The organism is Methylobacterium radiodurans, assembly GCF_003173735.1.
Taxonomy (GTDB): domain Bacteria; phylum Pseudomonadota; class Alphaproteobacteria; order Rhizobiales; family Beijerinckiaceae; genus Methylobacterium; species Methylobacterium radiodurans.
In genome coordinates, this window is the sequence record NZ_CP029551.1 from 3,609,248 (window position 1) to 3,621,054 (window position 11,807).

Sequence of the window (11,807 nt, forward strand, 5' to 3'; positions counted from 1 at the left end):
AGCCAAGCACCGTACGACGTGAGCACCGGCGCATGACTGGATCACATGGACCGTCACGCCCTCGCAGGCCGGCCCGAGCCTCTCTTCGCTTCCGGTCGATCATGCTGCCCCACAAGCAGCCGGACGTTACCTTCACCCAACGATCGCCTGCGAGAGACGGAGGATCCCATGAGCACTGGTACCGTGAAGTGGTTCAACGAGACCAAGGGCTACGGCTTTATCCAGCCTGATGACGGCGGTAAGGACGTCTTCGTCCACATCTCCGCGGTCGAGCGGTCTGGCATGCGCAATCTGATCGAGGGGCAGAAGATCTCCTACGACGTCGAGGCTGACCGCCGCTCCGGCAAGGAGAGCGCTGCCAATCTAAAGGCGGTCTGAGACTTGGAAGCGAGCGGCCTGCATCTGGGCCGCTCGTCACACCACGCCCGTCCCCCGGTATGCTCGCCTCCAGCGCATCAGGGGCCGCATATGGCCAAGCATACCGCAGAACGGCCGATCCTCGTCCAAGATCTTGGCTTGGACCTATCATTCACGCACCTGTAAGCGCAGAGTGTCCGCATCGCCGGATGATCTATCCCTGGGCTCCGGCGCCTGAGGGCTCTGCGCCCCCGCCCATGACCTCACGGATGGGCGATGGCTGACCTTGCGAAGTTTCCCGACAGGCCGCGGAGCCTTTCGCCAGCCTACAAGCTTCATCGGTTTGCCCCGGACGGCGCTCTCCAAGACACGGTATCTGTCCCGGCCCACAGCGAAGCCGAGGCGAAGCGCCGTGCTCGTGAACTCACACAAGGGCTGAGGGCCGAGTTGTGGTGGGGCGGGCAGTTGCTGGAGCACTTCGCGGCCGCAGACCATCCCGTCGCAACCTCGATCAGGCTACTGGGCGACGCGGCGAGCACGCCGGACGCCGATGTGTGACCCGGCCAACCTGCTCTTCGGTCCCGATGAGGTCGGCGCCCCGGCGGTGGCCTCGAACCTCAGCACGGTCTCTGCGGCACGTCCTGGTTGCCCGGGTTCAGCAGGATGGCTGTATCCCCGGACACCCTCCACACCGGCAACGATCCCTCGCGGACGAACATGGCGAACGCTTCGGTCGCCTCCCATCGTTCGAAGGCTTGCTCCCCATCGACGGCGCGGCCCACGATGCAGGCCCCCTCGCGGGCGGCGGCGGCCGGCGACGACTTTTCCAGGGCGAAGATGACCCCCGACCGATCCGGTCTGAGTTCATCGGGCAAAGCGCCGATCCTCCGCCACAGACAGTACCACCGGGCGCACGCGTCCGGGCGCTCAGGGTAGATGGTGCACGTGACACCGGTGCTGTGGTTGCACAGGGTGCCTGCCGGCTTGGCGAGCGCTTCAATCTCCAAGACGCGGCAACAGACCGTGCATCGCCCGCACGACCGGCCTGGGACGAGCGCGTCAGCAGACTGCGAGCGTGTCATTCAGCATCCGGTCGATGTGGCCCGATCCGCCGCGGGTGCCGGCCTGCAGGATGGATCTGATGGTGCGCCTGAACGCCGAGGCTTGGACATCTCGCATGATCCATGGCCGAACACTCTGGGACCTTGTGTCTGCCGAGCGCATCGCCATCGAGGATGTCGGTTCGACGCGTGCTTCTCGCTCGATTCGGCCGCCGCAGTGACGCGCTACGCGTCACCCCAGCAGTTGGCGACGTCGAGTGGCGCACACGCCCCCTCGCAGCGCAGCGTGGTCCGCTCAGTCCTCCTGCGGGCAAGGCCGACTTGGCGCTAATCTTCGTCGTCATCCTCGACGTCAACTAAGCCGTCAGCGTTGTCGTCGTCATCTTCGATGAGCGTAGCATCGTCGTCCACATCATCCGTATTGGCGTCATCCTCGACACCCAGATCATCGTCGCTTTCGATGTCCTTCCCGCCCGTATCCGCTTCCTCGGCATCCGCCTCATCCAGCGACACGAGTTCGGCACCTTCCGTCTCAGGCTCATCCTCTTCCGTCTCGGGACCTTTGCGGGAGAAGGCCGGCGCCGGCCGGCGAGCGTGCGATGCCATCGCGACGATGGGCACAACCTCACCCGTATAGGGCGAGATGATGGGGTCGCGATTGAGGTCGTAGAACTTCCTGCCCGTGGTCGGGCAGATCCGCTTGGTCCCGCGCTCGGAATGATCCACGCAAACCTCGTCGTAACATCGTTGCAACGCATGGGATGCGCTTGCCTACCGGGCAGTGTCAATCGTCAGGTTCGGTCGCGAGGAGCGGACGTAGCGGCTCGGATCAGCCGCAGGAACCACGGAACAGGTCGCCCGTCGCCCGCGGCGGCCGGAACAGCGTGCGCCTCCATCTGTGCCGATGCCTGGGCGCGTGTGTGGAGCATGTGGCACCGCCGGCAGACAGCCATCAGGTTCGCGTCGGAATCGGCGGCGGTGTCGTGGTTGCGGCGAGCGGTCGCCAGCACCACCCGCGCGGTCCTCACTACCCCGAGCACGCCGTCATCGCCGCAGGTTAGGCAGACGAGAAGCCTGCTGGCCGCTCGTACCGGATGCAGCGCAGGCATATAGCCGAGCTTGAGCCTCGGCCGTTCGCCGTCCCCAGACGATCGGGACGCCCGGGGCCAGGGCCGGCCGATGTCGTGCCGATCCGCGCGCAACCGCTCCCCGCGTCGCCCGTTGTTCGGCACGAGCGATACGGAGACGGCTAATGAAACGGATGACGGTCTCCGCGCTGGCGCTGGGTTCCGCCGACCCGGAGAGGATTGGATACGCGCCGACCAAGTCAATCAGAGGCTCGCAGATGCAGGTTATACCAGCATCACCGAACTGGAGGCCGAGGACGGCCACTGGGAAGGCGAGGGAATCAAGAACGGTGTGACGATCGAGTTCCACGTCGATCCCAACACAGGAGCGATCGCGAACGAGAAGCCGGATAGGGGCTGACTGCCCCCCTCGGAGGCCCGGCATCGATGGAGGGCCAGCCGGGCATGAAGTGGCGGAAGGGTACGGCGTTTCTCATCAGGGTGCGGCAGAAGCGCGAGGCTGTGCGGGCCTGGGCCGTCCTCGCTGCCTCCCGGAATGCGGCCTTGGAAGGGGTTCGCGCCCTGGCAGTCGAGGGCAGGCAGGTCGGAATCACGGGCTCTCTCGCACGGGACTTGGTCCGTCGCCTATGTCTCGAACCCGGCGAGGTCCGACTCGTCCGAGTCGCATTGTTCGAATGTCTCGCAGAGGGGGCGCTGAATGCTGGGTTGGTTTCGGGCGATGATGCCGCGCGAGGACCGCTTCTTCGACCTGTTTGCCCGCCACTCCCAAACCCTGATCGCAGGGGCCGAGGCGCTCCAGGGGGTCTTGCAGGGTGGCGAGGACGTCCCGCGCTACTGTCAGGTCATCGTCGACCGGGAACACGAGGCGGACGCGATCACCGCCGAGGTGCTGCTCGCCGTGCGACGCAGCTTCATCACGCCGTTCGACCGCGGTGACATCAAGGACCTGATCCAATCGATGGACGACGCCATCGACCAGATGAACAAGACCGTGAAGACCATCGCGCTCTACGAGGTACGCAGCTTCGAGCCGTTGATGCAGGAGATGGGCGAGACCGTGCTCGAGGCCGCACGGCTCACCGCTGAGGCGGTACCGCTTCTCAACGCGGTCGGAACCCATGCGTCCCGCATCAGCGCGCTGACGGAGACGATCACCCGCGTCGAGGGCCGCTCGGACGCCCTGCAGGAGCGTGGCCTCAAGGCCCTCTACCAGGCGCACCGCAAGGACGGCGGCGATGGCGACACCATGGCCTACATCATCGGTGCCGAGATCTACGGGCACTTGGAGGACGTCGTCGACCGCTTCGAGGACGTCGCCAACGAGATCAGCGGCATCGTGATCGAGAACGTGTGATCCGCATGGACGCCGTCTCGCTCGCGCTCCCCGCTCTGGCCGGCCTCATCGCGGTCGCGCTGTTCTTCGACTTCCTCAACGGTCTGCACGATGCGGCGAACTCCATCGCCACCATCGTGTCGACCCGTGTGCTGCGGCCACAATACGCGGTCCTCTGGGCCGCCTTCTTCAACTTCATCGCGTTCCTGTTCTTCGGCCTGCACGTCGCGCAGACGCTCGGCACCGGCATCGTCGATGCGGGCATCATCGATCCTCAGGTGATCCTGAGCGCGCTGGTGGGCGCCATCGCGTGGAACATCGCCACCTGGGTGCTCGGCATCCCGTCGAGCAGTTCACATGCGCTGGTCGGGGGCCTCGTCGGGGCCGGCATGGCGAAGGCGGGCCTCGACGTGGTGGTCTGGGCCGGCCTGTTGAAGACGGTCGCCGCCATCGTGCTCTCGCCGCTCCTCGGCTTCCTGCTGGCGCTCCTGCTCGTCCTCATCGTGTCCTGGACCTGTCGGCGGGCGACGCCCTTCGCGGTCGATCGGAGCTTCCGGGTCCTGCAATTCGCCTCGGCCTCGCTCTACTCCCTCGGGCACGGGGGCAACGATGCGCAGAAGACCATGGGGATCATCGCGGTGCTGCTCTACTCGCAGGGCCATCTGGGCGGCACGTTCCACGTGCCGCTCTGGGTGGTGCTGGCCTGTCAGTCGGCGATGGCGCTCGGCACCTTGTTCGGCGGCTGGCGCATCGTGCACACGATGGGCTCGAAGATCACCCGGCTGAACCCGATGCAGGGCTTCTGCGCCGAGACCGGGGGCGCGATGACGCTGTTCCTGGCGACATGGCTCGGGGTGCCGGTCTCGACCACGCACACGATAACGGGCGCGATCGTCGGCGTTGGCGCCGCCCGGCGGACCTCGGCGGTGCGCTGGGGCGTGGCCGGCAACATCGTGATCGCCTGGGTGGTGACGCTTCCTGCAGCGGGTCTCATCGCAGCAATCTGCTACGCGCTGACTGCGCTGCTTCTCTGACTGTGTCGTCCTCTTCGGCGATCTGGCCGCGCAGGAGAGCTTCATGGGAATCGAGCCTGGGCCAGCGCCAACATCATTCCACACCAGGCCGAGGGTCGTCGAAGGGGAGGCCGCCATCTCGAGCGCCCCGAAGCCGCCTCTTCTCACCATGCTCGGGCATCGAGACGATGCTCGCTGCGGCGGGCACGTGGCTGGCTCCCACAGCCGCGAGCCCGCGCGCGATGACGCCCTGAGATGGCGCCTTCCCCGGGCCCACGTCGATGCGCCGGGTTAGCACCCGCTCGGCGCAAGGCGCGGTCAGCCGGTCTTCCGACCGCGTTCCTTCGGCTCGCCATCCTCGGCCATCCCGCCCGGGCGTCTGAGGCCGATAGCCTTGGCCAGTGCGGAGCGCTGGGCCGCGTAGTTCGCCGCCACCATAGGGTAGTCCTTGGGCAGCTCGTAGCGCCCTCGATAGCCTTTGGGATCGAGCCCGTGGGCCGCGAGGTGGCGCTTGAGGGTCTTGTAGGGCCTGCCGTCGATGAAGGAGATCAAAGCGTCCGGGGTGATGGATTTCCTGATCTGAGCCGGCGTCGGCTTCTCGACGGGTGTTGCGCTCTCGGCCGATGCAACAGCCCCTAGCCCGCATAGGGCGAGATGCACGTTCGCGATCAGGGATGGCATCTCAGCGGCGGGAACGGAATTGTTCGACACGTAGGCCGAGACAATCCCGCCGGTGAGTTCGAGCAGCGCCGATCCCTGGCCGTGGTGGAAATTCATCGATGGTTACCCTGGATGCTCCTCGTTGCGCGCGGTCGCGTTGTCCCCGGAGCGGGAAGGGACGAAGCTGGGACACCGGGAGTCTGAGACTATCTCAGCCCGGGGCGGGCTTGGGAGCGAGGCGCCGCATCATCGTTCGCCCGATGGCCCACATCAGCATCTCGGAATGGTGCCGGAGGGAGGTGTCCCCATCCTCTTGGATGGCACCCTGCGCCGCGATCGCGTGGTTCGCGGCCCGGACCAGCGGGCTCGACGTGCAACTGCCCGCTTGGGGAAGACGCTCGCCGGCAGACGCTTCCGTCATCTCGTCGATCGACACCTCGCCGCGCCCGACGAGCGTCGCGATGCAGTGCCCGGCTTCGTCTCGCACGTGGACTCCGATCAGGGCTGAGCCGCCCCGGCGCAGGTCGTGCGCGAGCAGAGAGCCGAGCGCACGTCGAACGTGACGGCGCGCGGCATCCAGGTCCGCCAGTTCGTGGCCCTCATCGTCGCGGACGGTCCCGCCATCCTCGATATCGAAATAGAAGCGCGGCACGCGTCCTCCGTCCGTCGTTGCGGGCACCTCTATTCCCGCTGTCGATGGGCCATATTAGCCAGCAGGCAGGGTGCGGGATCGGCTTCCTCGGAATGGATTCTCGGCCGCACGAGAAGGCGTCATGCGAAAAATCTTTACGACGGTCGGCCTCCACCCTCGCGACCGCTTCGACTACTGGATGAGCGTCATCCGCCGAGACATCATCGAGAACGATGCTGTCCCGGCCCGGAGGAGAGCTTTCAGGGCGGAACTTCGCGCCGGCGCGATCGGCGGGATCAAGCTTGCGCTCGCACGCAGTTCGGAGCTTCGGATCTCGCACACGAAGCGCCACAGCGGCCAGCCCAGCGACGAGCAGCTCTTCGTCTTCATGCCCCTGTCGGGAACGAAGACCCTCCGTCAGAATGGTCGGCAGGCCGTGCTGGAGCCCGGGCAAGTCGCGCTGGTCGACCCGCGGCTGCCGCACGAGGGATGCTTCTCCGAGGATTCCGAGGTCCTCACGGTGATCCTGGAGCGACGGGCGCTGGAGAGCCGCCTCGGGGCGATCCACGACCTGACGGCGCGTCCGCTCACCTCGGGCACCGCCGAGGGGAGGCTGGCGGCCGGATATCTGGCAATGCTGCCCCCTCAGGCCGGCCGATTGCGTTCGGCGGCCGAGGACATGGTCGAGACGCACCTGCTCGACCTCCTCGCGCTCGCGTTGGGCAAGGCCGCGGAACGGCGGGTATCGCCCGGCTCTTCGACCCGCTCGCTTGTCCGCATGAGGCTGCACGCGGCGATCGAGGAGATGTTGGCCGACCCCGGCCTGGACACGGAAGCGGTCGCGGCCGCCGCCGGCGTGAGCACGCGCCACGCCAACGCCATCCTGGCCGATGAGGACACGTCGCTGGGCCGGCTCATCCAGGCCCGGCGCCTCGCCCGCTGTCGGGACGCGCTTGAGGACCCGAGCCAGATGCACCGGACGGTGAGCGAGATCGCCTACGGCTGGGGGTTCTCAGACATGACGCATTTCGGCCGTCGCTTCAGGGCCGCCTACGGAATATTGCCCAGCGCGTGCCGTCGGCAGGCGCGCGCCCGGAGCTGAGAGCAGCGCCGAGCCCGGACCGTCGTCCCGGGCATGGGGGTGAGGCGCAGACGCGTTCCCCACGGGTCCGCCACGAGGAGCGCGTCCCCGTCCTCGACCAGGGGCAGGCCGCCATCCCACCAGCACGTCCGCGCAGCCATCAGGATCGGCGCCTCGGCGCGCAGCTCGACCTCGGCGAGGCCGGTTCGTCGCGCCGTCGCGCACGGGGGCGCCGCGGCTGTTCCAGACGTTGCAGGCCAGCTGGTGATGATAGCCGCCGGCGCCGAGGAACAGGGCACCCGGATAGCGACACATGACGTCGAAGCCGAGGAGACCCGTGTCGAAGCGTTCGGCGCGATAGAGATCCGGCAACGAGGCGTCGGCCAATCGGCAGGCTCCTGGCTTGGGGCGCGGCGGTCGAACAGCCGGACCGGGCATGTGGCGCGGGTCCATTCACCAGCGGGCGAGAACCATTATCGTGGCGAGCGCCGCCGCGGCAGCGACGCAGCTCGCGATCACGAGGGGCGTGCCGAATTCCCCAAGCCAGCCTGCCGAGTCCAGCACCGGCAGCATGACGGCGATGGCCGTCGCCCGCGCGGCGATGATCCTCATCGAACCGGCCTGAGGTCGTCGATAATCCTCCGGATGTTCGCCGACCTCATCGGCTTCCACGTTGACGCGCACAGGCGCGTCGCCGCGGCCAACGAGGCGGTGCGCGTTCGCCAGGGGTGTTCTCGCGGCAAGCGCCGATCGCGTGATGGCTCTCTCGGCGAAGGACCGCATCGATGCCCCGTCGCAGGAACAGACCGCGCGCCGCAAAGCTTGGACTGGAACGCCAGCAGGCCGCCGCCGAATGGCGGCCAGATCGGCATCATGGTATTCCAATGACCCGCGAGAGACTTGCCGGCCCGGTTAGCCATCGCGCTTCGGGACGGAGCACACGATGAGCAAGGCCGCGTCGGCCTCGACCCTGGCGACCCTCGCGACCGCCCGGGCCGGCAGGGCTCAACGCCGGCTCGCGGTCGCCGTCAGCCTCGCCTTCGGGGCTGTCACGCTCGCGCTGCTGCCGGTGGCCGGCCGCCCGATTCCGTCGATGCCGGGCTTCGTGCCCGTCTACCAATCGGCGCTGATCGTGGTCTATGGCCTGACCACCTACCTGTTCCTCGCCCAGTACCGCCGCATCCGCTCGATCCCGCTGCTCGTCCTTGGGAGCGGCAGCCTGTACGTCACGCTGGTCGTCCTCCTGCAGATGCTCTCGTTCCCGAACGTCCTCGCGCAGGGACGCCTCGTCGGTGACGGCCCCGACACCACGACGTGGCTCTGGACCTTCTGGCACCTCGGTCCGCCGCTCTTCGCGCTGCCCTACGCCGTCATGGACGGGCACCAGCGCCCTCTGCGCGCTCCGCCGGAACGCGCCGGACGGATCGGACTGCTCACGGTCGGCGGCACCCTCGCGGCGGTCGCGCTCACCTGGGTCGCGGTGACCCGCTACGTCCATCTCCTGCCCAAATGCGTCGACGGCGACGATTATTGGCTGCTCACCACGTCGGGCGTCGGTCCCGGGGTCGTCGGCCTGACCGTGCTCGCGCTGGTGGTCCTGTGCTGGAAGACCCGCCTGCGCACTGTGCTCCAGCTCTGGCTCGCAGTGTCGCTGCTCCTCCTCGTCTTCGACAACATGGTCACGCTGCCGGGAGCCGCCCGCGCCACCGTCGGCTGGTTCGCGGGCCGCATGGAGGCGCTGATCGCCGGCTTCATCCTGCTCGGCGTCTATTTGCGCGAGATCGACTTCCTTTACGCCCGTGCCGAGGCCGCCGCCGACGAGCGCGAGGCGCGCCGCGCGGAACTGCAGCTCGCGCGTGACAACCTCGCCCTGGCGCTGGAGGCCGCGGAGATGGGCGACTGGGACCTCGACTTGCGCAGCGGCGTCTCGCGACGGTCCCCCCGGCACGACGCCATCTTCGGCTATAACGAGCCGGTTTCCGCCTGGGACATCGAGACCTTCCTGGCGCACGTCGTGCCGGAGGACCGCGACGCGGTCAGGGCCGCGTTCGAGGCGGGGGGCAAGAACGGACGCCTCGACATCGACTGCCGCATCCGGCGGGCCGACGACGGCGCGACGCGCTGGGTCACGGTGCGGGGCAAGTTCTACCAGAGCGGGACTGGCCAGCCCCGCGCGATGGCGGGCGTCGTCATGGACACCACGCGCCAGCGCGAGGCGGAGGAGCGCCTGAACCAGGCGCAAAAGATGGAAGCCATCGGCCAGTTGACCGGCGGCGTCGCGCACGACTTCAACAATCTGCTCACCATCATCGTGGGCAACCTCGACCTGATCGTGCGCAAGCCCGACAACCCGCAGCGCGTCGAGCGCTTGGCGACATCGGCGATGACGGCGGCGCGGCGCGGCGCCGAGGTTACCGAGAAGCTGCTGTCGTTCTCGCGACGTCAGGTGGTGCGGCCCGAGACCGTCAACCCAAACCGACTGCTGAAGGACTTCCAGGCCCTTCTGGGGCGCGCCGTCGGCGAGACCGTCGAGATCCGGTTCGACCTCGATGCGAGCCTCGACCCCGTCCGACTCGACCCGGGGCAGTTCGAGAGCGCGGTGCTGAACCTGGCCGTCAACGCCCGTGACGCGATGCCCGGCGGCGGCGTCCTGACGGTGAAGACCTGCAATGCCCACCTCGACGCACACGAGATCGCGGACCGGCCGGACCTGCGCCCCGGCCCCTACGTCCTGGTCGCGGTCTCCGACACCGGTCAGGGCATGGACGCCGCCACGCGCGGCCGAGCTTTCGAGCCGTTCTTCACGACCAAGGACGTCGGCAAGGGAACCGGGCTTGGGCTAAGCCAGGTCTACGGCTTCGTGCGGCAGGCCGGCGGCCATGCTCAGATCAAGAGCGAGGTTGGCGGGGGCACCACCGTCGAGCTCTACCTGCCGCGCTCCGCGGAGAAGGCGGTCGAAGTCCGGTCCGAGAATGCCCTGCCGCTGCGCCGGGCGGTCTCGGGCGAAGTGGTGCTGGCGGTCGAGGACGAGCCGGCGGTGCTGGAGATGGCGGTCGAGAGCCTGACCGAACTCGGCTACCGGACGCTGACCGCGACGCAGGCGTCCGAGGCCCTGAAACGGCTGGCCGGCAGGGAGCGCATCGACATCCTGTTCTCGGACGTGGTGATGCCGGGTGGAATGAACGGCGTGCAGCTTTCGGTTGAGGCGCGTCGCCTGCGTCCCGGACTGCGGGTGTTGCTGACGTCCGGCTATACAGGCACGGCGCTCGACGAGCACGCGGTGCCGGCCGACCTGCCGCTGCTGAGCAAGCCCTACCGGCGGGACGAGTTGGCGAACAAGCTCCGCGTCGTCCTCGGCTGACCGCTTGCCGGGCGAGGTGCATTGCCGATGATGCTGGCTGCAACGGACGCGTTCTCAGGCAGAACTTCGTGTCTGAACGCTCCTCGGGAACATCTCTCCCTCCGTCATGGCGCGCTATGGACCGAGTCCCTCCGCCGCTAGGTTGCCAATCGCGGAGACGGGCGAGTGCCATCGGGGTGAGTGGTCAGTCTTTGGAACCACGATCCCCAGCAGGGTCGTGCCGAGCGTCCGCCTACACAAGCCCGGCACCCCGGACGGGACGACCCGCGCTCGGGGACATCCGCGAGGCTGCCCGCCAAACCTTTCAGTCCGCCGCCAAATCGCCTCCCGTTAGGTAGGTGGAGGCTTCGCCGCCACTTACCCCTTCCGCCTTCGACGAGCCTACTCGGGATCAAGCGCCAGCCCCTCGTAGCGGGCGACAAGGCGCGGTGGGGCCACCGTTCTCCACGCCGTCAAAAGGGCGCTTCGCAGCGTCTCCTCTTCCGCCGCGTTGAGGTCGAGGCTCGTCCAGCCGCGGCTGCCCCAGTTGCCCGGCACCGGCTCAAAGGCGTCGGGCTCAGCCTCACACAGCTCGGCTTGCAACTCGGGCGTGAGCTTGACCACGACGCGCTCCTCGTCCGTCCAGAGGGTCGCGTATATTCGGCCGACGATTCGAAAGTCAGGGTGCCCTTGATGCGCGCCCTCCACCGTCTCGGGCAGCATCAACGCCAACGCACGTACGTCTTCGGGAAGGCAGGGCATCACCCCTGATAGCACGCACCTCGCGCTGCCGAACCGTCGGCTGCGTGGTCCGGCGGCATCAGCGAGGGGCCTCGTCCTTGCGCTCGCCTCGCGCGACCTCCTGCCTAGCGGCCGCGCCTCGCCGAGGGCGAACCAGCCCGGCGTCTTGCGCGGTCTGGTGTCGGCGTACGCGCTGAAGGCGGTCAGGGGCACGAGGCAGCGGTACGCGGGCTTGAGCCAGGGCCGCCAGTGCGGGCTCTTCACGTTGCGCACGTTGGTGACCGGGTGCTCGCCGAAGGCTTTCGGCCCCGGAATACACCAGCGCATCAGCGTCAGCGCGCCCGCCGCCCCTGCCGCACGACCGGCGCAGGCTGGTCAGGGAAGATGGCGCGCAGGTTGCCGGTCTCGTCGCGCGTCACGCCGAACCAACGGCGGATTTCCTCGGACGTCGCCGTTAGGCTGTAGAGATTGCACATCCCGGGCCGGTCCCCAGGCAGGCCGC

14 protein-coding genes and 1 pseudogene are annotated in these 11,807 nt (G+C 68.0%); 8 read left to right on the forward strand and 7 right to left on the reverse strand.

The window, feature by feature from the left end:
* Positions 1-168: 168 nt before the first annotated feature.
* Complete coding sequence (locus DK427_RS16835) at positions 169-378, forward strand: cold-shock protein (RefSeq protein ID WP_109952269.1); 210 nt, start codon at positions 169-171, stop codon at positions 376-378.
* A gap of 255 nt (positions 379-633) precedes the next feature.
* Positions 634-915: a hypothetical protein gene (locus tag DK427_RS16840; protein WP_109952270.1), complete on the forward strand. Its 282-nt coding sequence runs from the start codon at positions 634-636 to the stop codon at positions 913-915.
* A gap of 59 nt (positions 916-974) precedes the next feature.
* Here the strand turns inward: DK427_RS16840 and DK427_RS16845 are convergent, their stop codons facing one another.
* On the reverse strand, positions 975-1,232 hold the full coding sequence (locus DK427_RS16845) for a hypothetical protein (protein WP_245930601.1): 258 nt from the start codon (positions 1,230-1,232) through the stop codon (positions 975-977).
* A 266-nt stretch (positions 1,233-1,498) separates the two neighbouring features.
* Here DK427_RS16845 and DK427_RS26390 point away from each other — a divergent pair, with 266 nt between their 5' ends.
* Positions 1,499-1,639 carry a hypothetical protein gene (locus tag DK427_RS26390; RefSeq protein ID WP_162559813.1) on the forward strand — a complete coding sequence of 47 codons (141 nt, stop codon included), beginning with the start codon at positions 1,499-1,501 and terminating at the stop codon, positions 1,637-1,639.
* A 106-nt stretch (positions 1,640-1,745) separates the two neighbouring features.
* On the opposite strand, the gene DK427_RS16850 is transcribed toward DK427_RS26390, so the two are convergent.
* On the reverse strand, positions 1,746-2,144 hold the full coding sequence (locus DK427_RS16850) for a TIGR02300 family protein (RefSeq protein ID WP_109952271.1): 399 nt from the start codon (positions 2,142-2,144) through the stop codon (positions 1,746-1,748).
* 495 nt (positions 2,145-2,639) lie between these two features.
* Between DK427_RS16850 and DK427_RS16855 the strand changes: the two genes are divergently transcribed.
* The 3 genes from DK427_RS16855 to DK427_RS16865 all read left to right on the forward strand — a co-directional run bounded on the left by DK427_RS16855 (position 2,640) and on the right by DK427_RS16865 (position 4,873).
* A complete protein-coding gene (locus DK427_RS16855; RefSeq protein WP_245930602.1) occupies positions 2,640-2,906 on the forward strand; it encodes a PepSY domain-containing protein in 267 nt (88 codons plus the stop codon).
* A gap of 297 nt (positions 2,907-3,203) precedes the next feature.
* On the forward strand, positions 3,204-3,860 hold the full coding sequence (locus DK427_RS16860) for a DUF47 domain-containing protein (protein ID WP_109952273.1): 657 nt from the start codon (positions 3,204-3,206) through the stop codon (positions 3,858-3,860).
* Between the two features lie 5 nt (positions 3,861-3,865).
* Positions 3,866-4,873 (forward strand): inorganic phosphate transporter, encoded by a 1,008-nt coding sequence (locus DK427_RS16865; RefSeq protein WP_109954228.1) that lies wholly within the window; start codon positions 3,866-3,868, stop codon positions 4,871-4,873.
* 297 nt (positions 4,874-5,170) lie between these two features.
* Here DK427_RS16865 and DK427_RS16875 read toward each other — a convergent pair whose 3' ends face one another.
* Both DK427_RS16875 and DK427_RS26740 read right to left on the reverse strand, forming a co-directional pair.
* Positions 5,171-5,629, reverse strand: coding sequence for a Ros/MucR family transcriptional regulator (locus tag DK427_RS16875; RefSeq protein ID WP_109952275.1), 459 nt, complete (start codon positions 5,627-5,629; stop codon positions 5,171-5,173).
* Positions 5,630-5,723: 94 nt separating this feature from the next.
* Complete coding sequence (locus DK427_RS26740; RefSeq protein ID WP_204165179.1) at positions 5,724-6,164, reverse strand: DUF6894 family protein; 441 nt, start codon at positions 6,162-6,164, stop codon at positions 5,724-5,726.
* A 121-nt stretch (positions 6,165-6,285) separates the two neighbouring features.
* Here DK427_RS26740 and DK427_RS16885 point away from each other — a divergent pair, with 121 nt between their 5' ends.
* A complete protein-coding gene (locus tag DK427_RS16885) occupies positions 6,286-7,245 on the forward strand; it encodes an AraC-like ligand-binding domain-containing protein (protein WP_109952276.1) in 960 nt (319 codons plus the stop codon).
* A gap of 432 nt (positions 7,246-7,677) precedes the next feature.
* On the opposite strand, the gene DK427_RS26395 is transcribed toward DK427_RS16885, so the two are convergent.
* Positions 7,678-8,007: a hypothetical protein gene (locus tag DK427_RS26395; protein ID WP_162559624.1), complete on the reverse strand. Its 330-nt coding sequence runs from the start codon at positions 8,005-8,007 to the stop codon at positions 7,678-7,680.
* 160 nt (positions 8,008-8,167) lie between these two features.
* Here DK427_RS26395 and DK427_RS16895 point away from each other — a divergent pair, with 160 nt between their 5' ends.
* Positions 8,168-10,585: an MASE4 domain-containing protein gene (locus DK427_RS16895; protein WP_109952277.1), complete on the forward strand. Its 2,418-nt coding sequence runs from the start codon at positions 8,168-8,170 to the stop codon at positions 10,583-10,585.
* Positions 10,586-10,966: 381 nt separating this feature from the next.
* Here the strand turns inward: DK427_RS16895 and DK427_RS16900 are convergent, their stop codons facing one another.
* Positions 10,967-11,326 (reverse strand): MmcQ/YjbR family DNA-binding protein, encoded by a 360-nt coding sequence (locus DK427_RS16900; protein ID WP_109954229.1) that lies wholly within the window; start codon positions 11,324-11,326, stop codon positions 10,967-10,969.
* Positions 11,327-11,431: 105 nt separating this feature from the next.
* Positions 11,432-11,781, reverse strand: a pseudogene (locus tag DK427_RS16905) (SOS response-associated peptidase family protein); the annotation flags it as partial.
* Positions 11,782-11,807 lie beyond the last annotated feature (26 nt).